Raw genomic sequence first — 23,498 nt, 5'->3', positions numbered from 1 at the left:
GGAAAGCCCGCCGGCGAGAGGCGAATCCGGTGAGATTGAGCCTCGAGAGTTTCCGCGCCGGCCTCCACACTGGCACCGCCTACCGGGTGGCTTTCAGCGGCGGGCTGGACTCCGCCGTCCTGCTCGATCTGATGCAGGAGGTTCGCCGCCTCTCCGCCATCGACCTGCGCGCCATCCACATTCACCACGGACTCCTGCCCGAAGCCGATGCCTGGTGCCGGCACTGCGCGGCGGTCGCCGACAAGTACGGCATCGCTCTGGACATTCTTCGGGTCGACGGACGCCCCAAGCCCGGCGAGAGTCCCGAGGCGGCGGCGCGTACCGCACGCTACCTGGCCCTCGAAGGCTTGCTGCGTCCGGGAGATATCCTCGTGACGGCACAACATCTCGATGACCAAGCCGAAACGCTGCTGCTTCAACTGCTGCGCGGGGCGGGCTTGGCCGGCCTCGCCGCCATGCCGAACGCCGCCCCTTTCGGCCCGGGCCTCCTGCACCGGCCCCTCCTCCCTTTCAGCCGCCGGGAAGTTCTGGCGTACGCGCGAGCCCGAGGCCTGAACTGGATCGAAGACCCCAGCAACCGCGACGAGCGCTACGATCGCAATTTCATCCGTCGGCGGATCATGCCGCAGCTCGCCGGACGCTGGCCGGCAGTCGTGGCCAATCTGTCCCGCAGCGCCGGACACTGTGCCGAAGCCGTCGAACTCCTGGATAAGCACGCCGACGTCCTGACGGCCGCCGCGGCGGCCGCGGTTGATTCGGGCAGCCTAGACCTCGATGCTGTCCGGAAATTCCAGCCGGACGAACAACGGCTCCTGCTGCGCCGCTGGATACGGAACCGGGGTCTGCGCGCCCCCCCCGCGAAGCTGCTGGAGCGGATGAGGAGGGAAATCGTCGAAACGGCCGGCGAGCATTCGCCGACGATTGCCTGGACCGACGGAGAGATGCGGCGCTACCGTCACTGCATCTATCTGGTTCCTGCCTCAGCGGATTTCGACGCTTCCTGGACGGCCGCCTGGAGCGGCGAGACGCCGCTCATGCTGGCCGGCAATGGCAGCCTCGACGCTTCGCTGCAACCTGGCCCCGGCATCGATCCGGACAAATGGCGTGGCGGGCGCATCTCCGTACGTTACCGGAGGGATGGCGACCGGATCGAACCGGCGGGCCGCAAGGGACACCGGGAACTCAAGAAACTGTTCCAGGAGGCGGGGCTGCCGCCGTGGCTGCGAAACCGCCAGCCCATCGTCTGTATCGACGGCAGGATCGCCGCGATCGGCGACAACCGTTGGCTGGCTTCCGAGTTCGCAGGTCCCCCGGAACAGGCCAACGTTGTCGTCCGCTGGAACCCGGAAACCGTCATAAATTGTCGTAACGGCTCAGATCCAGCCAGCCCGCCGTGACGGGGTTCGCCTCGAGGTGATGCCGGTTGAACCAGTCCGATATCTTCCAGAATCCCGGATTGCTGCGGCGGACGCCAAAGCGCTCGGCCAGCTTCGGACCGAACGCTTTCGGGCTGTCCAGGCTCAGGATGGCGTCCACGAATTCGCCGGCCTCGGCTTCGTGGAGGTCGAAAAAGAAATTCGGATAGCTACCGACGATGCCTCGGACCAGCGTCAGTGTGTCTTCCGCCGGCGTCCGCCGCAATTCTTCGAGGAACAGCATCGACACATTTTCGAGCGCGGTGTTTTTGACCAGGCTGTAGATCCAGCCGTCGTCCGTCCCGCCCGTCCCGGTCCGGATGCGCAGATAGGACAACTCGGGAAGAAAGGCGATCCCGCCGCCCTTGGCGTACGCCAGGCGCCGCAGTTCGCGCTCCACGGATGCCTGCGCCGGCGGATCCGTCGGCGTACCGCCCTGCCCGCATCCCGCGACACCGCAGCCGGTGAACGGGTCTGGCTGACCCACCGCATCGCCGAAGCGACGCCGGACCAGATCGAAAAATTCCTTCTTGGGATCGCCGGTCCGGTAACCGATGACCGTCTCACCGGCGAGCCCCCAAAGCGGATTCTGCCAGAGGCCGTTGATTTCGCCGCCAACGCCTTTGTACCAGCTAGCACGTTCGGCCTGCCTCATGTCCGACGGCAGGAACCGGAGAAAATTGTTCTCCGCCTCCATGCGCATGAAATCCATGTACAAGCGGGTCGCCAGCTGATGGCCGACATTGCCGAACACATCGAACCCCGCGACCAACAGATAATGAATCCGCTCCAGCAAGGGGTAGTCGACGACCCAGGCGGTCAGCGGCGTGTCTCCGACCAGGCCCCGCTCGACCGAAGCGCTGTCGAAATGTCGGAACACCGTCAGCAAGGCATCGGGATTGTTGCCGTCGCCGCCCCAGAGGTCGTGCAGCGCGGTGCCGCCGCGATCGCCGTGGATCCGTAGCCAGCCCGCCTTCGCTGCCTGATAGTCTTCTTCCAGCACCCGGTAGGTGTACCAGATGTCGCCGATGCCGGGAGAATTTTCCTTCTCGGCCGGCAGCCGCAGGCGCTCCGCCTGGTTCGCCAGAAATTGGGCGTCGTTGCTGACGGGATCAGCATCGGGATCGGTGAAGGCGACCCAAAAACGGTCCTGGATCACGTTGAGCGCAGCTTGTCCCCGGCAGACCGGCCCCTTCATGAAACCGGAAAAGAAGAAATGGGCATCGTCGAGCAGGAACCGGTAGCGCGACCTGGGAGGAATGGCGACGAAAGTCTTGAATGGGTTGGCGGCGTCGGCGGCGGCATAACCCGGCAGCCGGTCGACCGTGTACTCAGGCTCCAGAAACAGCGCCCGGTAACGGAGGATCCGTGCGTCGTCGAGTTCGTAGACCATGTGTATCTTGTCGACGATGCTCTGCCGCACCGGCCGCAAGCGGTAATAGAATTCCCCTGGTCCCGGACTATCGTACGGCCGGGTCGTCGCGATTTCCCGGATGGGCTCCCCGGGCGGCGTGCGGGAGCGGACCAGCCGGAAGAACTCGCGGGGTGCCAATCCGCTGAAATGGAGGTTGCCGATGAACAGATGCTCGTAAACGTAGCGGGCGAACAGCCGCTCCTTCGGACTCGGGCCATTGAGGAACGCCTCCCAGCGTGCCACGGCCGCCCCGGCCTCGGGCGACACGGGATCGGGAGGCGGCGCGAACCCGCCCTGGCGCAGCCAGCTTACCAAGGTATCGTGCTCACGCTCGCTCAGGCCGGGGAAACCGTAAGGCATGCCCCATTCTGGGTGATCGCCGGCGAAATCGTCGAACTCCTCGATGGCGGGACAGTTCAGCGTGCGGTCGAGGCCGAAGTCGAAAGTGTCAGGCAACACGCCTGAAGTGGGCAGGGGATGCGCCTTCTTCAACTCGAGCATCCGAAACAGCAAGGAGCCCAGCAGGTTCGCCTCGGACGAATCGCCCCGTTCGTTCAGCGCCGGGAAGAACCCCTTCGAACGCCAAGCCGGGACGCCGTCGGCATCGATGAACAAGCGCGTCGGCGATGCGGTCTGGAGGCGGGTGGTGTCGTATACGGATGTCTTGCTGCCGCCGCGCTCCAGACCCTCGAAAGACTCCAGCTTCAACTGGCAAGGCGCGTCATAACAACCATGACAGACGACACAGCGCGAATCGAGGATAGGCTGGACATCGCGGGCATAGGACGCCTTGCCGGCGGCGAGCTGCGCCAGATAGGCCTCCTCGCTCAGGCGCCGCTCCCGCGGCACGGGCGGACCGTAGCGCGTGTCATAATCGGTGCGGTAAGCCTCGATGCAACCGGCGATCGCAAGCATCCCCAATGCAACCGCCAGGCACCGGCGCCATCCCAGAAACTCACGCAGCATCCACCCTCCTGTCCACACTCCGTATCCGCCAACACCCGCAGTGGTAGCATTGACGCTTTGCACCGCATCCCCCGATCATGAATCCGCTCAAGAAGCTGGCAGGCCAGACCGCGATCTACGGCCTCAGCACCATCATCGGCAGACTGCTCAATTACTTCCTGGTCCCGCTGTACACCTACCAGTTCGCCGATCCGGGCGAATTCGGCGTCATAACCGAGTTCTATGCCTATACGTCGTTTCTGAACGTCGTCCTGACCTACGGCATGGAAACCGCCCTGTTCAACTTTTCTGCAAAATCCGAAGGCAAAGCCACAGTGTACAGCACCGCGCTGCTGTCTCTGACACTGTCGACAGCGCTGTACCTGGCAGCGGTGTCATGGCAAGCCGACACCCTTGCCGCCGTGCTTCGCCATCCCGACCACACCGATTACGTACGCTGGGTCGCCTGGATCATCGCCCTGGACACGCTCGCCGCCATCCCTTTCGCCAAGCTGAGGGAGCAACAGCAAGCGAAGCGTTTCGCGGTGCTCAAGACCACGAATATCCTCGTCAACATCGCAGCCAATGCCTTTCTCATCGGCTTGTGCAAATGGGCATATGACAGCGGAGCGGAAGATTCGCTGGCTTGGGCGGCACGGCTCTATGATCCCGCCATCGGCATCGGCTATGTGTTCATTGCCAATCTGATTGCCAGCGGCCTGACCCTGTTGCTGCTGGTGCCCGAACTGGCCGCGGTGAAACTTCGGTTTGATGTCGCACTGTGGCGACGGATGCTGGCCTATGCCCTGCCGCTCCTGATCGCCGGCCTTGCGGGCATGGTCAACGAGACCCTAGACCGCATTCTGCTGAAGTATCTGTTGCCGCCGGACATCGCCATGGAACAGCTCGGCATTTACGGTGCCTGCTACAAGATCGCCATCCTGATGAGCCTTTTCATCCAGGCGTTCCGCTATGCTGCCGAGCCGTTTTTCTTCTCCTACTACCGGCAGAAGGATGCGCGGGAACTCTATGCCCTGGTCATGAACTGGTTCATCATCGCATGTTCCCTGATCTTCCTGGGTGTGATGCTCAACCTCGGCTGGATCCAGTATTTCGTCGGAGCCAAGTACCGCGCCGGCATCGGCGTCGTCCCCATCCTTCTGATGGCGAACCTGTGGCTGGGCGTCTTCTTCAATTTTTCCATCTGGTACAAACTGACCGAACAGACGCGCTTCGGCACCTACCTGACCCTCTGGGGAGCGGCGGTCACCCTAGCGCTCAACCTCTATTGGATACCGCGGCTCGGCTACATGGGCGCCGCCTGGGCGACGTTGGCCTGCTATGGCAGCATGGCCTTGCTGTCCTACGTCATGGGCCGGCGGTTCTACCCGGTCCGCTACGACCTGCGACGAATTCTTGGCTATCCCCTGCTCGCCGTGAGCATCTGGCAGCTGACCGACCAGATGCCATCGTTGCCGCTCTGGGCCGAATTAACCTTCAGCAACAGCCTTCTGCTCCTGATCTTCGCCCTCGTGGTCGTGCTGGAGCGACACCGGCTCCGTGAACCTGCGCCAACCCGCTAGTCCGATGCCGCGACCTCTCCGTTCCCAGGGCGTCTGGCATCGATCATGCTTGTCATTTGCCGACGCCGACGCCGATGCCGGCGCTTAACCTCTGCCGGCATGCGTGCGTCCATCATCTCCCATCTTCAGGACACGGTCTCCTGGCATTCCCCATCAAGGAATGTTCAGCCATGGATGGCGCATTTTTCCCTCCCGGCGGCATCGCCGGAATTCGAGCCCTCGTCCGAACGAAGGCTCCGGTTTACATTGCCGCAAATCCCGCCCAATAATGTCCGCGGCCCGCAACCGGGCCGATGACCACTCATCCATCGAACAGGCTGACCACCCATGAAGCTGCTGGTTGCGATCGATTTTTCCGAAATCACCGACAAGGTACTGGGCCAGGCCAAGCTCCTGGCCAAAGCGTTATCCGCCGAAATATGGCTGCTGCACGTTGCCGAACCGGAGCCGGACTTCGTCGGCTACGACGCCGATCCTCTGGTCATGCGCGACCTGGCCGCCGAAACCTACAAGATTTGGCACCGGCGGGTCCAGGAGGCGGCCGAAGCCTTGCGGGCGGAGGGATTCAGCTGCACCGGACTCATGATCCAGGGGCCGGCGGTGGACACGATTCTCAAGGAAGCCGAGCGGCTGCAGGCAGACATGATCGTACTCGGTTCCCACGGCAAGGGACTGCTGGCCCGGCTCATCGTCGGGAGCAGTTGTGAGGGCGTCCTGCGCGGGACTTCCGTGCCGGTCCTCATGGTGCCCGCATGAGGGTAACCGTTCGCAACGGAAGGCTCGCCACCCGGCGGCCCTGTGCCGCAGCGGATATTTTTCGTACCTTTGTCCGGGCGGCTGTCGCGGCCATGGCACTGCCCGTCCTCGCCGTCGAACTCCCCCCGCCGGGCAGACTGGAATCCGAGGCCCGCGTTCCGGCAGAAACCGTCGAGGTGGTCGAGCCGCACGCTTCCAGCCCCGGACACGAACTGCGGATCAGCTACCGGGGGTTCGGAATGACCGGATTATTGACCCGGCTGTTCGGGGAACGCTGGAAAATTCCTGGCACAGAGGTCGTGTTTTTCTCCCGCGACGGCTACCGCTCCGGCGTCGACTCAGGGCGTTTTCTCGCCGGCTCCGCCTGGCTCGCTGTCAGCCGAGCCGACGGCAGGCCCTTTACGGTCGACAACCCGAGCCAGCATGAAAGCGGCGTGGCGCTGGGGCCTTACTACCTCATCTGGGACAACCTGCACGACCCGGCCGCTCGTGCCCAAGGCGCGTACGGCTGGCCCTACCAGGTCGTAAGGATCGACCTGGCCACGCCGGCGGACTACGCCGCGGCGCGTCCGCAAGAGGCCGACACCGCGGCTACCGAAGGCTTCAAGCACGCCAGGAAATACTGCCTGACCTGTCACCGGGTAGCTGGCATCGGCGGCGAGAAATTTCCCGCCGACCTGCGCGAAATCTCCCGCCCTCTCAGCGACCAAGCGCTGCAAAGCTGGATCATCGAACCCCAGAAAATGCGCCCCGGCACTTCGATGCCGCCGCTGGACGCGCTGTTGCCCGAAGCCGAGCGCTACCGTACCGCCGACGCGATCGTTCGCTATCTGCGGACGAGGCCGGCGACGGACTTCACGAGGCCATGAACCCGATGTCGACGACCGGAAACCAAGTCAGATTCGGAAGCTCTGCGGCCGGTTCGGCGTCCGAAGCGCCGCCCGGCATCAAGTGGTGGTTGCCCCAGGACTGAAGAGTCCGGCTGAATTCCGATTGGGTGAACGTCGAAACCTGCTGCGACAGCCCCGGATCCTGCTTCGCATCGAGACCTGCGGCCAAGGCGGGCAAGAGCTGGGAGGGCCCGTCAATAAAACCTCCGGCAACTTCACCCCGTAGCCCCACATACCGACATGACCCTTCCCGAGTGGAATTTTGGTCCCTACCGGCTCGAACCGGCCGACGCCCGGCTTACGCGCGCGGGAGAGACGCTGCCGCTGCGGCCCAAGGCCTTTGCGGTGTTGTGCCATCTGGTCGAGCGTTCGGGTCGGCTGGTCGGCAAGGACGAACTGCTGAATGCGGTCTGGCCCCGCGGTTATGTCAGGGACTCGGTCGTCGAGGTATGCATCAATCAGTTGCGGAAGGCATTGGAAGACGACTCCCGGTCGCCGCGCGACATCGAGACCGTTCCCAAACGGGGTTACCGCTTCATCGCCGAAGTCGCGGTTCGGTGTGCCGAATTGGACGAGACCGCGACAGCGGTTACGTCCCATGCCCATACGGCGCCTCCCGACGCCGAGCGTTGGGCGGGCCGGAAGGGAGCACTGGCCCGGCTCCACCGTCTCTGGGCCGAGACGCTCGCCGGCGAACGGCGGATTCTCTTTCTCACCGGCGAGGCAGGTATCGGCAAGACCACCCTCATCGAGATGCTGCTGCGCGACCTGGGCCGGGAGCCTGCCCCGCCGCCTGTCCTGTGGGGGCAGTGCATCGACCATTTCGGCACGGGCGAAGCCTTCCTGCCCCTGCTCAGCGCCCTGGGCAGCCACGCGGCCCGCTGTAAGTCGGTTTTGCGCAGCCGGGCGCCAACCTGGTTAGCGCAGTTGCCGGGAGCGGTCACGCCGGAGGAACGTGCCGGCTTGCAGCAGGAAGTGATCGGCGCGAACCGGGTACGCATGCTGCGCGAAGGCTGCGAGCTGCTGGAGGCATTGAGTACCCGGACGCCGCTGGTTCTGGTGCTCGAAGACCTGCATTGGAGCGACAATGCGACCCTGGAGCTCTTGAGCCTCTTGGGGCGAAGACGCGGCCGGGCGGCGCTGTTGGTCATCGGCAGCTACCGGGCAGGGGATGCCGCACTGCGGGAGCACCCGGTGAAACAGGTGCAGCAGGAACTGGCGTCCCACCGCTTGTGCGCCGAGCTGGCGCTGGACACCTGGCGTTTCGAGGAGGTGCAGGATTATCTGGCCAAGCGGTTTCCGGAACAGGCTCCCCCGGAACCGGTCGGGCGCCTCCTCCACCGCAGAAGCGGAGGCCATCCCCTGTTCCTGGTGAACCTGCTGGATTACCTCCTTTCCCGAGGTCAGCTCCAGCCGTTGGCGAGCGGCTGGCATTTCAGCGACGCCGATACGCTGGAGACTCAGATTCCGGACGACGTTCGCCAGATGATCCGGCACCAGGTATCGCGGCTGTCGCCCGAGGAGCAGCGGTTGCTCGGGGTAGCCAGCGCCGCCGGCGTGGAGAGTTCGGCGGCGCTGCTGGCATCGGCGCTGGATCGTGACGTCGTGGACGTCGAAGCCGTCTGTGAAAGACTGGCGCGAGGCGGGGCGATACTCGCCAACACGGGTATTTCAGAATGGCCGGACGGCACGGTCGCCGGACAGTATGCCTTCCGTCACGCGCTGTACGCCGACGTGTTGTATCAGGACCTGACTCCCGCCTGCCGCATTTCGCTGCATCTGCGTCTGGCCGAGCGGCTGGAGTCCGCCCATGGCGCGCAGGCGAGCGATATCGCCGCCGAACTGGCCCGGCATTTCGAGGCGGGCCGGAATGCCCCACCCAGGCGGCACATTACCTGACCGTGGCGGCGGAACACTCAGCCCGCCGCTATGCCAACCGTGAGGCGCTGGATTACCTGAACCGCGCCCTTGGCTGGACGGATCGTCTGCCCGAAGCCGTACGCATCGATGCCCGGCTGAAGCTCCTCCAACTGCGGTCCCGCGTGAACTGGGCACTTACCGAATGGGCCGCGGTTCTCTCAGACCTCGAAGCGCTCGTCGAACTTGCCCGCGACGCCGGGCGTATCGAAACGGAAATCAGCGCTTTGCACCTGTTGACCCTGGCGACTTCCTTTTGCGACCGCAGGCATTTTCAGGAGTTGCTGAAATCTTCGCACCATCGCAGCCTGGAGATTGCGGACTCAAGATTCCAGGCTTACGCGTCGGGTTATCTGGCTTATTTTCATCTGGATTTCGGCGGATGAAGAGACACCGAGCGGGCCGATTTCGAATCCGCACTCCAAGGCGTGCGAGCGCTGAACGACGCAAACCTCCTTGCACATTTCGGAGCGATGCAATCCGCCCTGCTATGTTCGCAGTCTTGCTATTTGGACGCTCTATGCGCAGCCGATGAAGTCGTGCAGCTCAGTCTACGTCAGAGAGACAGCTTCAATTACATGGGGGGACAGTATTACCGCACCTGGCCACCGCTATATTCCGGAAACTGGCCGCAATTGGTTGCGGCTATCGACGAAGGCCTGCATACCGCCAGCCAAAACTCCAACCTCTTCATCGACACAGCATATCAACTGGTTAAGGCGGCACTGCATTTGCAAGCACTTGATTTTCAAGGCGCCGAAGTCTTCCGCATGAATGCGGCCAACTATCTTGGCGACCAATACACCAAGTACGTTTACCAGCTCATGTACGGGCATACCTACCTGGGCCAGGGCCGTCTTGCCGAAGCCTGGAAGCTCTTTCACCAAATCGAGCAAGCTTTGGACGATGGCACCCTGATCGAATTGCGTTACCGGCTGATGTTCTACGAAAACCTCGGCGCCTATTGGCTGGCCGAAGGCGACTCCGGAAAAGCGCGCTCCGCGGCGGGACGGCTCCTGGCACTGGCCACCCCGCCGGGCAATCGCCACTTCCAGGCAGTCGGCAACCGGCTTCTCGCGTTGTGCGCCCAGGCTGAAAACGACCGGCACGAAGCCGCGGCCCGAATGGAGCAAGCGCTGACTTTCGTGGAGGACGGCCAAGCGCCACTGGCGGCCTGGCGGGTGCATGCCACGGCTGCGGAATTGCATGAGCGCCGGGGCGATAGCGCTGCTGCGGCGGAACATCACCGCCAGGCCGCAACCGTGCTCCGCGGACTTGCCGATGGCTTAGGCGACGATGACGAAAGCAGGACCCTGGCTGGAACCCTGATGGGGGCTCTCCGACCGCTCAGCCCGCAGGCGCTCGCATCGCCCTCATAGCGCACCGAAGGTTTCCGCCGCTATCTCCCCGGAGGCGCGGCGTGCTCGATGCCATAGTCGAGCTTGGCCAGTTCGCGCAGGAGCACATCCGGATGAGTTTCCCAGAGGGGCTTGGCGGAGCCGCCGCCACCGCGTCCGGTCAGCCCCAGCAGGGCGTCGACGTGGACTTCGGCTACGCCCGCCTGCCTCAAAGAAGCCCGGAATGTGGCGCGGAAGACGTCGGAACGTCGCCCTTCCCGCTTCAGCCCCAACACGTTCAAATGCCGGTTGAGCCACATTCCAAGATTCTGTCCTTGGCTACCCAGGCGCGGAATCTTCAGCCCCGGCCACAGCGTGTCCCGGCCGTGCTGATTTCTTGTGTGCTCGAGCAGTCCGAGGGCTATCAGCTGGGGGTGAACAGGCACGAAACGCAATTTGCGCATGACGGACAACCGGGCGTTGGCCGCTACCAGACGGAAAGCCGGGATGCCACCCGGAAGCTCCACGATGTCTTCGGACGTGAGCCGGCAAATTTCCCCGATTCGAGCGCCCGCATAGAGCTGGATCAGGGGAATCCAGTACTTGTAGGCCGTGTTGACGCCTTTCCGTGCATGCTCGGACTCGAAGAAAATTTTCAGCTGCTCCAGGCTGAACGGTTTGTCGCCACTCTGCTGGCGCAGTTCCGCCACGACGCTCTCGTCCGGCAGCCGGCAGCGGTTGCAAGGATTTCGCTCAAGGCCGTAGCGCCGCTCCGCGATGGCCCAGTTGAACAACGCCGACAGCGAACCGAGATAACCGTTGGCGGTCGCGGCGGACAAGCCATAGGCGCTGTGCAGGTCGTTCAGCAGAATACGGATATCCTCGGGCCGGTACACACCGATCGGCCGGTCGCCGAGGATTTCGGCGCAGCGGACCAGATGGCTTTCCGCCTGCCGCAACCGTTCATAGCGGACTTTGTTATGACGGGCGCGGACGTAGTCCCGGATCACTCCCCTCAAGAGGAAGCTGGCATTCCGCCGCGACGGCTGGCCCGACCTTGCGATCGGCGCATCGAGCCGGCGCGGTTGCAATGCGGCAGTGGTAGATATCGCTGTCTTCACTTTGTCCTGGCCCAACAATCAAAAGTATGCGTGGATTCTGAACGAACGCCCGGACGTTTTCTTGGACGAAAGCGCACTTGGAACAGGACAATTGCGCAATGATCAAGATCGAAGGCCGGTCGAAACGGACCCGCCCTTGCGGCTAAGGCAATACCTTGACGAACTTGGCCTTGACGGTCTTGGCCTTGTTCAGCTTGACCTGGCACTGGCTGAGCGGCAGTACCGGTGCGCCGATCGGCTGATAGCTGCAAGAAGTGACCCGCCCCAGGAAGATCGGCCCGGGAGAAGCCTGGGCGGTCAGGGTGACGATGGTGCCTTCAGGGTAGCTCGCCTGGCACACAGCGCCGGAGTCGATGCCCGCGGGATCGCCCGTCACCTTACCGCTGCCGGTCCCGCTCTTGGTCACGGTCAGGGCGTGCTCCGGACGCACGTAGACGTAGGCAGCGCCGGCCTGAGGCGCCGCTATGCCCCACTGGCGTAAGGCGCACCAACCACCGCCGTCGCCCCCGATACCGACACGGCAGAGCCGAAGTTATCGTACTGGCCGCCATCCGAGGCCGTAAGCCTCGCCGCCTCGGTTCCATTCGCCCATCCTCCCGCAGGCCGGGTATAGAGGTAGGCAGCCCCCTTCACCTCCCCCGCAACTTGGGCGTAGATGGCGCCCGTCAACACGGTATCGCCCCATGCCCCCACCGACCAGCCCAACAAATCAAAGAATTGTCCGTCACTGGCGGCGAGCTTGGCCGTTTCCGTTCCGCTCGCCCAGCCCCCGAGGGGCTTTACGAAGACATAAGCGGCGCCGGAATCGGCGGCGGCCGACGTGTCCGCATACGGAGCCCCCGCAACAATCGTGTTTTCCGCAGTGGCGATCGACCAACCGAAAGAATCCCCCGTATCGCCATCGCTGGCGCGGAGTCTCGCCTGCTCGGTCGTATCGACCCAGCCACCGGCAGGCTTGACATATACATAGGCCGCGCCATTCCAGGACTGGGTGCCCCCCAAAATGGCGTACGGCGCGCCCACGACTGCGGTCTCCCCCGTCAGCGCCACGGAGAAACCGAAACTGTCGTTGACCACCGAATCAGTTCCGGTCAGCTTGGCCGTCTCGGTCCCGCTCGCCCAGCCGCCCGGAGGTTTGGAGTAGACGTAGGCCGCGCCGTAACCGGCGGATCCGACTGGTGCCCCTACCAGTACGGTGTCCCCCGAGACCGCCACCGACCTGCCAAAATCACTGCCCTGAACCCAGTCGCTCGCCGTCAGCTTGGCCGTCTCGGTGGCGTTCGTCCAACCCCCGGCAGGCTTGACGAAGACATACGCCGCCCCGACGCAGCACTCGCTGAGCACTTCTGCCGCCGGCGCTCCGACGACGATGGTGTCGCCCCCTATGGCGACGGACGCGCCAAAATAATCGGCCGGCGTCCAGACGCCGGCCGTGAGTTTGGCTTGCTGAGCCCAGGTCGTTCCTCCCGCAACCCGCACATACACATAAGCTGCGCCCACGTCGGGAGCTCCCGGAACTCCGGGGCCGTCAGCGCCAGGGGCTCCCACGACCGCGGTGTCGCCCGACACCGCTACCGAACCGCCGAAATAATCTTGCGTGCTCCCATCACTGGCTGTGAGCTTGGCCTGCTCGCTGACAATCAGGGGATCGACCACGATGGGCCAAGCCGCGCCGCGGACATCGACCCGGATGGCGAGATTTTCTCCGGCCGAGGTCATCTGTGCCGGGAGTGCTTTGCCTTTGGCATCGGCCACACGCAAGTCGCGGTAGGCCAGCTCCACACGGCCGCTTGGGTCGCGCAGCCTGGCGCTGTGCCCTCCCGCTTCGATCTCGGCCTTGAGATTCCCGGTCGCGCTCAGACTCAACTCGATTTCTGATGCGCCAGCCACCGGCGACCTGGCGAGGGTAAAGCCTTGCTCCAGCCCTTCGGGACGGTTTTCGTACCATTCGGTCAAGGGTCCTCGGCGGTATTCCATCCGCTGCCCGGACACCGCGACTTCCGCCGGCAGAACCGGTTGCAGATGACCCGGCGTGCCAAAACCGGCCAGCTCCAGACCCCAGTGCCAGGACTTGCCCTTGCCGACCGGGGCAACCTGGAGGCTGTGCCCGTCGAAGTTCAGCGTCATCCGGTTTTCCGGATTCAACCCCCGGTAACCGCTCGCGCCCGCCGCTTCGATGCGGCGCAGATCCGCGCTTACCGCCGTCTCGAGTTCGCTTGGAATCGCTGGAACAGCCGCGGCATGAGCGGCCGCCGGACCCCAGAGCCCGGCGGCCAGCGCCAGCACTAACCTCAGCACCGGGCTCAAAGATAACGGGCTTGCATCCCTCATCATCATATGATTCCTCTCTACATGATTTCGATTCATCCCGTCCGAATGCAGGCACAGGACTACAGCGAAACCCTTGGAGTGGATGAAGTTGCCCCGGGTCCCGCCTTGCATCCGTCAGCTTGCAACCGGAAAAAGCGACGCGAGGTTAGCAGTGCGGTTTCGGGGAGTCCTTTCGTGAGGCTTACGTTTCGCTTACGCGATGGCGTCGAGCCCGGACTTTGCCGGTGAGAGGGAGGAAATCCGGCAGATGCGCCGGCGAGAAGTGCGCCGTCAAAGCGCGTTGATCGCTTCCCGCAAATTTTTCGCAGGGATGATGGAAACGCCGGGCACGCCCTGCTTCGGCGCGTTCTTGGCCGGCACCAGGGCGTGCTTGAAGCCGTGCTTGGCGGCTTCGCGCAGCCGTTCGTCGCCGTTGGGCACGGGGCGGATTTCGCCGTTGAGGCCGAGTTCGCCGAAGATGACCCAGTCGCCGGGCACGGGACGGTCGCGGAAACTGGAGACCACGGCACAGGCCACGGCGAGGTCGCCGGCGGTCTCAGTGAGGCGGACCCCACCGACCAGGTTGACGAACACGTCCTGCGCCGCGACCGGCACGCCGCCATGGCGGTGCAGCACCGCCAGCAGCATCGCCAGGCGATTCATCTCCATGCCCACCACCAGCCGCCGCGGGGCCTGGAGATGGGATTCGTCGACCAGGGCCTGGACTTCGACCAGCAGAGGCCGGCTACCCTCGCGGGTCACGGTGACGATGCTGCCCGGCATGTCCTCGTCGCCCCGCGACAGGAAGATGGCCGAAGGGTTGCGGACTTCCTTGAGGCCGGTCTCGGTCATGGCGAACACGCCGAGTTCGTTGACCGCGCCGAAGCGGTTCTTGAACGAACGCACCACCCGGTAGCGGCTGGAGGCATCGCCCTCGAAGTACAGCACGGTGTCGACCATGTGCTCCAGCACCCGGGGACCGGCCAGCGCGCCCTCCTTGGTGACGTGGCCGACCAAGAACACCGTGGTCGAACTCTGCTTGGCATAGCGCACCAGTTGCGCCGCGCACTCCCGGACCTGCCCCACCGAACCGGGCGCCGATTGCAGGGCCTCGCTGTACACGGTCTGGATCGAATCGACCACCAGCACCTCGGGCTTGTACTGGCTCGCAGTGCCGAGGATGCGTTCCAGCGAGGTCTCGGCCAATGCCTGAATATCGTGGCCATCAAGGCCCAGACGGTGTGCCCTGAGGCTGACCTGGCTGAGTGACTCCTCGCCGGTCACGTACAGCGTGCGAGCGCTCTTGCCCAGAAAAGCCAGAGTCTGCAGCAACAGGGTGGATTTGCCGATGCCGGGATCGCCGCCGAGCAGGATCGCCGAACCCGGCACCACGCCGCCGCCGAGCACCCGGTCGAGTTCGGCCAGGCCGCTGCCGACGCGCGCCAGTTCCTCCAGGGACACCTCGGCCAGGGAGACCGGGACGCTCGCCTCGGCGACACCGGCATAGCCGACCTGGCGCCGGCTCGGCGCGGGTGCTTCGACCTCCTCGACCAGGGTATTCCACAAACCGCAGCCGCCGCACTGGCCTCCCCATTTGGGCTGCGCCTGGCCGCACTCGGTACAGCGGTAGACGACCCGGCCGGGCTTGGAACGAATCGCGCTCAGGGCTTGACTCCGCTCACGAGCGCGTTCACCTCGTTCCGATAATGCACGGTGACGGCTTGGTATCCGATTTCCGCCATGCTTTCCAGAGCCGGAGCCAGCCGCATCACTCGGTCTGGCGACTCGTCGCTGAACAGATGGACGATCCAGTGTTCCAACAGGTCGAGCTGGTCCAGCTCGCGGAAAATCTTGAAATACTGTTTCACCTCCTCCTGGATCAGCCGGGTATGCTCCACAGTGTCGTCCAGCCCGTAGCGGTCGCCGTTCACGAACAGCCCGCCGGGCTTGAGCACCCGGAAGATTTCCCGCAGCACCTCGCTGCGGTAGCCATACATGAAGTTGTGCAGGGTGAAGGCGGAAGCGATGGCGTCGACGCTGTCATCGGCCTGGGCACGGAGAAACGACAGGGCATCGTTCTGGATGAGCCGCAAGCGCCCCGCCTCGATCCAGGGCTCAAGGTTCGCTTCGGCCTGGGCCAGCATGGCGGGCTCCGAATCAATGGCGGTCAGCGGCGCCGCACCCAGCGCTGCGAGCAAGGCGGCGGTGGTCACCCCGGTACCGCAACCCAGCTCCAGCACCGTTTTCGGGACCACTCGCCCCCGCCCCCATTCGGCCAGAAACTCGCCGACGCGCCGGCTCATGTCCGCAGCGGCGGGACAGATCAATTTGAGCTTTTCGTATTCTTCGGCTATCAGGCCGGAGAACAGCCTCTCGGCGGTATGTGAATTCGGAATCGCGTTCATCGAAGGGAAGTTGCTCTATCGTCGAAGGACAATCGGCCGGCGCTTGATTTTTCACCCGGACGCCGCAGATCATGGTAGCACTCAAACCAACCACGGGTATTCCCGCCATGCGCATCCTCTTGTTCCTGCTGACCAACGCCGCCGTGCTGGTGCTGATCAGCATCGTCTTCAACGTGCTCGGCCTGGGCCAGTTGCTGGCGCAGCAGGGCGTCGACCTCAACCTGAACAGCCTGCTGGCGTTCTCCGCCGTCATGGGCATGAGCGGTTCCTTCATCTCGCTGCTGATGTCCAAGTGGATGGCGAAGCAATCCATGGGCGTCTTCGTCATCGCACAACCGTCCAACAACACCGAGAGCTGGCTGGTCGACACCGTGGCCCGCCAGGCCCGGCAACTCGGGCTCGGCATGCCGGAAGTCGGCATTTTCGAATCGCCGGAACCGAACGCCTTCGCTACCGGCGCCAGCAAGAACAGCTCGCTGGTCGCGGTCAGCACCGGCCTGCTGCAGAACATGAACCCGGACGCAGTCGAAGCCGTGCTCGGCCATGAAATGAGCCACGTCGCCAACGGCGACATGGTGACCATGGGCCTCCTGCAAGGCGTGGTCAACACCTTCGTGTATTTCTTCGCGACCATTGCCGGTCATCTGGTCGATCGCGTGCTGTTTCGGTCCGACGACGACCGCGGCGGTTACGGCCCGGCTTACTACATCACCCAAGTGATCGCGCAGATCGTACTGTCGATTCTGGCCACCATGGTCGTGATGTGGTTCTCGCGCTGGCGCGAGTTCCGTGCCGACGCCGGCGGTGCCAGCCTGGCCGGCCGGGGCAAAATGATCGACGCCCTGCGCGCACTTCAGCGGGCGCAGGAACCGCACGACCTGCCAGGCCAGCTCGCCGCCTTCGGCATCGGCGGTGGCGGCGGCATGAGCCGGCTGTTCATGAGCCATCCGCCGCTGGAAGAGCGCATCGCCGCGCTGCAGAACCTGCGCTGAGCCGGGCATTCCCAACGGACCTCGAGCCCCTCTCCTTCTGAGAGAGGGATTGGGATGAGGGATAACCATTCTCCCTGCCGTCCGGCGGAACGGCTGTCGACTCGAAAGATCTGCAGTTTCAAGGTTGGCAAGGCTCCGAGGACACCGCCACTGACGATGCCCTGTGATATGATTTTTAAGATATAACGAACCGCCGCACAGGTCCTGAACAATTTCTCGGAAGCTAACCCGGATATTTCACCAGGGTATTGCCCGAGAAGCTCGCGGCTCCGAAGAGAAGTGAGGAAGGGGGCACCGGTCTTGGATCAAGAACGAGCGGCAAAGCCAATCGGCAGACTCGCTAAGGATGGCGGAATCCTTACCGCCACCGCCAAGATCATCATTGACATCGTCGTGCTCCAGCTGACGCTTGCTAAATGCGCCTGAATTTTTACCGGACAGGTTTTGAATGGCCACCACATGCACCTAGGGAATCCCACATGACCAATACAACAGTTGAACTCGAAGAGCTGCTTATGCAGCGATCACTGACCGACGCGCAGCTTCTGGCCGCAACGGAAACGGCGGCGGATTTCCGGATACTGCCGGACGCTACGGTGATCAAAATTGGCGGGCAGAGCGTCATCGACCGTGGCCGCGCAGCCGTCTATCCACTCGTGGACGAGATCGTCGCCGCCCGCAAAGAGCACAAGCTGCTCATCGGGACCGGCGCAGGCACCCGCGCCCGGCACCTCTACTCGATCGCGGCGGAACTCAATCTGCCGGCGGGCGTGCTTTCGCAGCTCGGCGACTCGGTTGCCGACCAGAATGCCGCGATGCTGGGCCAACTCCTCGCGAAGCACGGCATCTCCGCAGTCAGCGGAGCGGGGCTCTCGGCGGTGCCGCTCTACCTCGCCGAGGTGAACGCCGTCATCTTCAGCGGCATGCCGCCCTACAGTCTCTGGATGCGACCTCCCGCGGATGGGGTCATCCCGCCCTATCGCACCGACGCCGGCTGCTTCCTCCTCGCCGAGCAGTTCGGCTGCAAAGCGATGATCTTCGTGAAGGACGAAGACGGCCTTTACACCGCGAACCCGAAAACCGCCAAAAACGCCACCTTCATTCCGAAAATCTCGGTCGATGAAATGAAGGCACAGGGGCTGCACGACTCGATCCTCGAGTTCCCGATGCTCGACCTGCTCAAGGCGGCACGCCACGTTCGAGAGGTACAGGTTGTGAACGGCCTCGTTCCCGGCAATCTGACCCGCGCGCTCGCCGGCGAGCACGTCGGCACTATCATCACCGCGAGCTAAAGGATCACTGCCATGCCCAACCAGACCAACAATATCAAGCACGTCTCCTCGCCGCTCGCGCGCCAGACTCTGCTCGACGGTGAACTTACCCGCCCCGTCGCGGGCGGACGCCCGATCCGGATCCTCCCCTGGCTGCAGGTCGTGAAGATCGGCGGCCGCTCCATCATGGATCGCGGCCGGGACGCAATCCTCCCCATCGTGGACGAGCTTCGCAAACTGCTGCCGGAGCACCGTCTGCTCATATTGACCGGTGCCGGCATCCGTGCCCGCCACGTCTACAGCGTCGGCCTCGACCTCGGGCTGCCGGTCGGCTCGCTCGCTCCCCTCGCCGCGAGCGAGGCCGGCCAGAACGGCCACATCCTCGCGTCGCTGCTCGCGCCGGAGGGCGTCTCCTACGTTGAGCACCCCACGCTCGCGAACCAGCTTGCCATCCACCTCACCTCGGCCCGCGCGGTCGTAGGCAGCGCCTTCCCGCCGTACCACCACCACGAGTTTCCGGGTTCGCGCATTCCGCCTCACCGGGCCGACACGGGCGCGTTCCTGCTCGCCGATGCGCTCGGAGCCGCCGGCCTGACGATCGTGGAGGACGTGGACGGGGTGTACACCACCGACCCCAACGGCCTCGGCGGAGAAACGGCGCAGTTACTCCGCGAGACGAGCGTTGCCGACCTGGCAAAGCTCCAAGGCACCCTGCCGGTCGACCGTGCCCTTCTCGAGGTCATGACAACCGCGCGTCACCTCGGGCACGTGCAGGTCGTGAACGGACTGGTACCGGGCCGGCTCACCGCTGCACTGCGCGGCGAACACGTTGGGACGGTTATCCACACTAGCGCGAGCCCTGCCTGAGTGCGCACTCCCCAGCCCAGGCGACACTTAAGCCTGACACTTGGGTATTCGGCGCTGAGTGGTCTCGGCGGGTCTGTTTTTTCCATCGAGAACTTCATGCTGGCCTGCAATCACGGTTTTCGGCGATTGCAGGCGCCTCGATAGCCGAAAAGCGACCACCCCGCGAGCGTTGAGGCTGCGCAAGCAGCGCGCTGTGAGCCGGGGCCGGGTCCGGTGATATCGCGAAGACCAGAAAAATGGGGCGGCAAAGTTCAGCCGTGGCGCCATACTTTGACCGCCGATACCACCAGGATGGCCGCCAACAGCGGCAGCAGCCAGCCCGTCGGGACAAGGCCCAACAGCAGGCCGCCGAGCCAGGCGCCGACGAGCGAACCCAAGGCCATGACGGCGATGAAGCGGCGTTGGGTGCCGATCACCGCAAAGCTCCGGTCCTGGCTGTAGCGGGTGAAGCTCGTCACCATGGTGGGCAGACTCACGGCGAGGGAAAGGCTGCCTGCCAATTTGAGGTCCAGGCCGAACAGCAGAACGATGGTCGGAATGAGCAACTCGCCGCCGGCCACGCCCAATACCGCCGCCACGATTCCGATGCCGACGCCGGCGAACGAACCGGCCAGCACCAGGCTCAGGCCATCGAACGCAGCAGACTCCCCAGATTGCACCCCGTGACCCCACAGCAAGGCTGCGGCGATGACGACCAGCAGCACGGTGATCACGCGATACAAAGTCTGCGATCGAAGCCGAGTCGCCCAGCCCGCGCCGAACCAGGCCCCGGCGAGGCTGCCTGACAGCAGGGTGAGGACTACGTCCCAGTGGGACAGTACGCTGGAAAACGGGACGGCTCCGGTTCGGAGCGGCAAGGCGGCAGCCACGACGATGAGACTCATCGCCTTGTTCAAGACGACGGCCTCCAGCGCGCCGAAGCCGAAAAGGCCGATCAGCAGTGGTAGGCGGAACTCCGCCCCGCCGAGGCCGATCAGCCCGCCCAGGGTGCCGATGGCGGCGCCGCTGGTGAAGACGGTGAACGGCGAACGGACTTCACAGGATTTGGAAAGCATATTCTGATGTCCTGGGCTTCGCGCCTCGGCCCAGGCTACATTGAGATCGGGAAGTCCGCTCCGGCTCGGGCATGCGGCCGGAGCGGCCGATCGCGCTTAGTCGGCCACGCCGAGGATGACCGACCCGGCCTTGAACACCGCCGTCGCGGTCTGGCCTTCCGCCAGCCCCAGCGCTTCGAGACTGTCGTTGGTAATGGTGGCGGCTACGGTCTCTCCGCCGCCCAGGTCGATGATGACATCCGAATTGACCGCGCCCTTGTGGATGCGGCTCACCTTGCCGCTGAGCTGGTTGCGGGCGGACAGGCGGTAGCCCGCCGCGTCGGTGACGACGATGACCTGCGGCGCTTTAACCAGGGCCACGGCGTCGCCGCCGACTTTGACGCCGAGCTTTTCCACCGATTCCTTGGTGATCGCGGCCACGACGCTCTGGCCTCCCTTCAAACCCACGACGACCTCGGCATTGACTGCGCCGACGTTGACCGCGGTGATCTTGCCGAAATACTGATTGCGTGCACTCGCTTTCATGACTCACCCCTTCGTCTACTCAGCCGCCTAGTGGTTCTGCGTCCGGAATCGGCGGAAACCTCCGGCACAGCGGGTGCGCGCAACACCCTATCGCGTGGCAACGGCTCGATCTATCCCGAACCGACTCCTTGAAAAAAGTCAGATCACTCCATCAAGGCAATCGACTTCACCTGAACCCATACATCCAGGCCTCGGACGATGCCGAGCGCGGATGCCGAACGCTTCGTCAACCGGGCCAGCAAAGGCGACTCTCCCACGCGAACCCGTACCAGCGCCTGTCCCGGATGTTCTTCGTCCTCGATAGCGTCCACCCGTCCCCGCAGCAGGTTGAGGACGCTGGTTTCCTCTTGTGGCTGCCGGGCCAGGCTGACGTCTCGGGCCAGCACACGCACCCTGATTTTGCGCCCTACCGGCACACCCCGATCCCTGGTCCACAAACTGCCGCCGGGAAAGTCGACGCGCGCCAGGTGCCAGGACTCGTCCCGCTCCCCCACCACCGCGTCCAGCACTGCCCCGGCATCTTCGCCGAGCCGGATGGGCAGGTCGAGCCGCGCGAGGGTTTCTTTCAGGGGGCCGGCGGCGATCACCCGCCCCTCCTCCATCGCAACGAGGTGATCCGCCAGCCGCGCCACCTCATCGGGAGAATGGCTCACGTACATGACCGGAATATCGAGTTCGTCATGCAAGCGCTCCAGGTACGGGAGGATTTCCTGCTTGCGCTTGAGATCAAGTGCAGCAAGCGGCTCGTCCATAAGCAGGATGCGCGGGCTTACGGCGAGCGCTCTGGCAATGGCGACACGCTGGCGCTCTCCGCCAGACAGCCGGTCCGGCCTTCGGTCCAGGAGATGGCCGATGCCCAAGAGCTCCACGGCCGGATCCAGGCCCACCCTTTGCTGCGCGGATGCGCGTTTCATCCCGAAGCGCAGATTGCCGAGAACCGTCAGATGGGGAAACAGGCTGGCCTCCTGAAAAACGTACCCCAACGGCCGCCTGTGGGTGGGAACCCATGTTCTTTCGTCCTGCCAGACTTCGCCGTTGAACGCGAGGTGCCCTGGGGAGGCGCGTTCGAGTCCCGCGATGCAGCGCAGGAGCGTGGTCTTTCCCGAACCGGAATGGCCGAACAATGCCGTCACTCCCCGTCCGGGCAGGGCCAGGTCGACGTCGAGCCGGAAACCCGGCCAGTCGATCTGGAAACGGGCGCGAATCTCCCCCATGTCACGCCTTTTTGGGGTTGGGCCGCCAGGCGTAGAGCCCCAGCAGAACCAGAAACGAAAACACCAGCATCACCGCCGCCAGCCGATGGGCCTGGGCGTACTCCAACGCTTCCACGTGGTCGTAAATCTGGACCGAGGCCACCCGCGTCACGCCCGGTATGTTGCCGCCTATCATCAACACCACTCCGAACTCGCCCACGGTATGCGCGAACGTCAGAATGCCGGCGGTGAGAAACCCCGGCAGCGCCAACGGCAGAGCGACGCTGAAGAACGCATCCAGCGGCGTGGCGCGCAGCGTCGCGGCCACTTCCAGCGGCCGGTCGCCGATCGCCTCGAAGGCGTTCTGCACCGGCTGAACCATGAAAGGCAATGAATAGAATACCGAGGCCAGCACCAGTCCCCAGAACGTAAACGGCAGCGGGCCGATTCCCAGCTCGCTTGTCAGATAACCGACCGGCCCGTAAGGCCCCATCGCCAGCAGGAGGTAGAATCCCAGCACCGATGGCGGCAGCACCAAGGGCAAAGCCACGACGGCGCCGATCGGCCCTTTCCATTTGGATCGTGTACGCGCCAGCCACCAGGCGATGGGCGTCCCGACGATGAGCAGGATCGCGGTGACGATGCTCGCCAGCCTGACGGTGAGCCAGATAGCCTGAAGGTCGCTGTCGGACAGGAGCATCCTGGCGACCCCTTATTTTTTCAACTTCTCGCCCGGTAGCACGAAACCGTACCGCGTCATCACGGCGCGAGCCGGCTTGCTGCTCATGTAGTCGGCGAAACGTTTGGCCAACGGATTGCTCTCCGCCCGCTTAGTGATGATGAAACCCTGTTCGAGAGGCTCGTGAAGGGAATCCGGGATCAGCCAGTAGCCTCCCTTGCTCGCCAGCTCCGGATTCAGCGCCAGAGACAGTGCGATGACGCCGATCTGGGCGTTGCCCGTCTGTACGAACTGCGCCGTGGCCGCGATATTCTCGCCGTACACCAGCTTCGGTTCCACCCTGTCCCACACCCCCGCGGCGCGCAATGCCTCTTCGGCCCGCTTACCGTAGGGCGCATGCTTGGGGTTGGCGATGGCGATGCGGGCAATCTTGGGATCGGCGAGATTGTTCAGATTCATCCTGGTGGCGTCGAGGGTCGCACTCCACAGCACGATTCGGCCGAAAGCGTAGGGTTTGACTTCCGAGCCGGCCAGGCCTTTTTTCACCAGTTCACGTGGGAAACCGATATCGGCGGAAAAATAGAGGTCGTAGGGCGCCCCTTCCTGAATCTGGGCGTGGAATTTGCCGGAAGAGCCGTAGATCACCTCCACGTCCTCGCCGGCATTGGATTTCTTGAACGTCGCGACGATCTCATCCATCGCGAATTTGAGATCTGCCGCGGCGGCGACGGTAATCTTGCCTGCCTGCGCCACTCCCGCTGAAAGCAGAAACCAGGCGATAAGCCAAAATTTGGCGAAGCTCATTTCATGTTCTCCTTCATGA

Annotated in this window: 22 protein-coding genes; 10 read left to right on the top strand and 12 right to left on the bottom strand. The window is 64.0% G+C overall.

The genetic code is table 11. From position 1 onward, the window contains the following. Nucleotides 1-29 precede the first annotated feature (29 nt). Nucleotides 30-1,397 (top strand): tRNA lysidine(34) synthetase TilS, encoded by a 1,368-nt coding sequence (tilS, locus tag OOT43_RS00450; protein WP_266022653.1) that lies wholly within the window; start codon nucleotides 30-32, stop codon nucleotides 1,395-1,397. Here the strand turns inward: tilS and OOT43_RS00445 are convergent. Beyond that, the gene (locus tag OOT43_RS00445) at nucleotides 1,354-3,795 is read right to left on the bottom strand and encodes a fatty acid cis/trans isomerase (RefSeq protein WP_266022650.1); all 2,442 of its coding nucleotides are present in this window, start codon (nucleotides 3,793-3,795) and stop codon (nucleotides 1,354-1,356) included. The two genes, tilS and OOT43_RS00445, sit on opposite strands and share 44 nt — an antisense overlap. A 77-nt stretch (nucleotides 3,796-3,872) precedes the next feature. Here OOT43_RS00445 and OOT43_RS00440 point away from each other — a divergent pair, with 77 nt between their 5' ends. The 3 genes from OOT43_RS00440 to OOT43_RS00430 all read left to right on the top strand — a co-directional run bounded on the left by OOT43_RS00440 (nucleotide 3,873) and on the right by OOT43_RS00430 (nucleotide 6,982). Then, the gene (locus OOT43_RS00440) at nucleotides 3,873-5,357 is read left to right on the top strand and encodes an oligosaccharide flippase family protein (RefSeq protein WP_266022648.1); all 1,485 of its coding nucleotides are present in this window, start codon (nucleotides 3,873-3,875) and stop codon (nucleotides 5,355-5,357) included. 327 nt (nucleotides 5,358-5,684) lie between these two features. Further along, entirely contained in the window at nucleotides 5,685-6,113 is a 429-nt protein-coding gene (locus OOT43_RS00435; protein WP_266022646.1) for a universal stress protein, read from the top strand. A gap of 92 nt (nucleotides 6,114-6,205) precedes the next feature. Next, nucleotides 6,206-6,982 carry a c-type cytochrome gene (locus OOT43_RS00430; protein ID WP_266022645.1) on the top strand — a complete coding sequence of 259 codons (777 nt, stop codon included), beginning with the start codon at nucleotides 6,206-6,208 and terminating at the stop codon, nucleotides 6,980-6,982. Here the strand turns inward: OOT43_RS00430 and OOT43_RS00425 are convergent. Next, nucleotides 6,969-7,181: a hypothetical protein gene (locus OOT43_RS00425; RefSeq protein ID WP_266022644.1), complete on the bottom strand. Its 213-nt coding sequence runs from the start codon at nucleotides 7,179-7,181 to the stop codon at nucleotides 6,969-6,971. The two genes, OOT43_RS00430 and OOT43_RS00425, sit on opposite strands and share 14 nt — an antisense overlap. A gap of 62 nt (nucleotides 7,182-7,243) precedes the next feature. Between OOT43_RS00425 and OOT43_RS00420 the strand changes: the two genes are divergently transcribed. From OOT43_RS00420 to OOT43_RS00410, 3 genes are all read left to right on the top strand, one after another. Then, complete coding sequence (locus OOT43_RS00420) at nucleotides 7,244-8,902, top strand: ATP-binding protein (protein WP_266022643.1); 1,659 nt, start codon at nucleotides 7,244-7,246, stop codon at nucleotides 8,900-8,902. A 2-nt stretch (nucleotides 8,903-8,904) separates the two neighbouring features. Then, nucleotides 8,905-9,306, top strand: a complete 402-nt coding sequence (locus OOT43_RS00415) for a hypothetical protein (protein ID WP_266022642.1) — start codon at nucleotides 8,905-8,907, stop codon at nucleotides 9,304-9,306. Nucleotides 9,307-9,429: 123 nt separating this feature from the next. Continuing rightward, nucleotides 9,430-10,299, top strand: a complete 870-nt coding sequence (locus OOT43_RS00410) for a tetratricopeptide repeat protein (RefSeq protein ID WP_266022641.1) — start codon at nucleotides 9,430-9,432, stop codon at nucleotides 10,297-10,299. A 20-nt stretch (nucleotides 10,300-10,319) separates the two neighbouring features. On the opposite strand, the gene OOT43_RS00405 is transcribed toward OOT43_RS00410, so the two are convergent. The 5 genes from OOT43_RS00405 to OOT43_RS00385 form a co-directional block, all read right to left on the bottom strand. Further along, nucleotides 10,320-11,378 carry an integrase gene (locus OOT43_RS00405; protein WP_266022640.1) on the bottom strand — a complete coding sequence of 353 codons (1,059 nt, stop codon included), beginning with the start codon at nucleotides 11,376-11,378 and terminating at the stop codon, nucleotides 10,320-10,322. Between the two features lie 142 nt (nucleotides 11,379-11,520). Next, nucleotides 11,521-11,784 carry a hypothetical protein gene (locus OOT43_RS00400; RefSeq protein WP_266022639.1) on the bottom strand — a complete coding sequence of 88 codons (264 nt, stop codon included), beginning with the start codon at nucleotides 11,782-11,784 and terminating at the stop codon, nucleotides 11,521-11,523. A gap of 56 nt (nucleotides 11,785-11,840) precedes the next feature. Continuing rightward, nucleotides 11,841-13,712: an FG-GAP repeat protein gene (locus OOT43_RS00395; RefSeq protein ID WP_266022638.1), complete on the bottom strand. Its 1,872-nt coding sequence runs from the start codon at nucleotides 13,710-13,712 to the stop codon at nucleotides 11,841-11,843. A 267-nt stretch (nucleotides 13,713-13,979) separates the two neighbouring features. Further along, a complete protein-coding gene (radA, locus tag OOT43_RS00390) occupies nucleotides 13,980-15,344 on the bottom strand; it encodes a DNA repair protein RadA (RefSeq protein WP_266024968.1) in 1,365 nt (454 codons plus the stop codon). Between the two features lie 5 nt (nucleotides 15,345-15,349). Next, nucleotides 15,350-16,093: a class I SAM-dependent methyltransferase gene (locus OOT43_RS00385; protein ID WP_266022637.1), complete on the bottom strand. Its 744-nt coding sequence runs from the start codon at nucleotides 16,091-16,093 to the stop codon at nucleotides 15,350-15,352. Nucleotides 16,094-16,200: 107 nt separating this feature from the next. Between OOT43_RS00385 and htpX the strand changes: the two genes are divergently transcribed. The 3 genes from htpX to OOT43_RS00370 all read left to right on the top strand — a co-directional run bounded on the left by htpX (nucleotide 16,201) and on the right by OOT43_RS00370 (nucleotide 19,223). Next, nucleotides 16,201-17,085, top strand: a complete 885-nt coding sequence (gene htpX / locus OOT43_RS00380) for a protease HtpX (RefSeq protein WP_266024967.1) — start codon at nucleotides 16,201-16,203, stop codon at nucleotides 17,083-17,085. Between the two features lie 479 nt (nucleotides 17,086-17,564). After that, nucleotides 17,565-18,377 carry an amino acid kinase family protein gene (locus tag OOT43_RS00375; protein ID WP_266022636.1) on the top strand — a complete coding sequence of 271 codons (813 nt, stop codon included), beginning with the start codon at nucleotides 17,565-17,567 and terminating at the stop codon, nucleotides 18,375-18,377. 12 nt (nucleotides 18,378-18,389) lie between these two features. Beyond that, nucleotides 18,390-19,223 carry an amino acid kinase family protein gene (locus OOT43_RS00370; protein ID WP_266022634.1) on the top strand — a complete coding sequence of 278 codons (834 nt, stop codon included), beginning with the start codon at nucleotides 18,390-18,392 and terminating at the stop codon, nucleotides 19,221-19,223. Between the two features lie 251 nt (nucleotides 19,224-19,474). On the opposite strand, the gene OOT43_RS00365 is transcribed toward OOT43_RS00370, so the two are convergent. The 5 genes from OOT43_RS00365 to modA form a co-directional block, all read right to left on the bottom strand. After that, complete coding sequence (locus OOT43_RS00365; RefSeq protein WP_266022633.1) at nucleotides 19,475-20,278, bottom strand: sulfite exporter TauE/SafE family protein; 804 nt, start codon at nucleotides 20,276-20,278, stop codon at nucleotides 19,475-19,477. Nucleotides 20,279-20,374: 96 nt separating this feature from the next. Next, entirely contained in the window at nucleotides 20,375-20,803 is a 429-nt protein-coding gene (locus tag OOT43_RS00360; RefSeq protein WP_266022632.1) for a TOBE domain-containing protein, read from the bottom strand. Between the two features lie 143 nt (nucleotides 20,804-20,946). Beyond that, nucleotides 20,947-22,017: a molybdenum ABC transporter ATP-binding protein gene (gene modC / locus OOT43_RS00355; protein WP_266022631.1), complete on the bottom strand. Its 1,071-nt coding sequence runs from the start codon at nucleotides 22,015-22,017 to the stop codon at nucleotides 20,947-20,949. Between the two features lies 1 nt (nucleotide 22,018). Beyond that, nucleotides 22,019-22,696: a molybdate ABC transporter permease subunit gene (gene modB, locus OOT43_RS00350; protein ID WP_266022630.1), complete on the bottom strand. Its 678-nt coding sequence runs from the start codon at nucleotides 22,694-22,696 to the stop codon at nucleotides 22,019-22,021. A 12-nt stretch (nucleotides 22,697-22,708) separates the two neighbouring features. After that, entirely contained in the window at nucleotides 22,709-23,479 is a 771-nt protein-coding gene (gene modA, locus OOT43_RS00345) for a molybdate ABC transporter substrate-binding protein (protein WP_266022629.1), read from the bottom strand. Between the last annotated feature and the right edge of the window lie 19 nt (nucleotides 23,480-23,498).

The sequence above is a fragment of the Methylococcus mesophilus genome (assembly GCF_026247885.1).
GTDB lineage: Bacteria > Pseudomonadota > Gammaproteobacteria > Methylococcales > Methylococcaceae > Methylococcus > Methylococcus mesophilus.
Note: the sequence above shows the minus strand (reverse complement) of the source record. Positions and strands in the feature narration are given on the sequence as shown.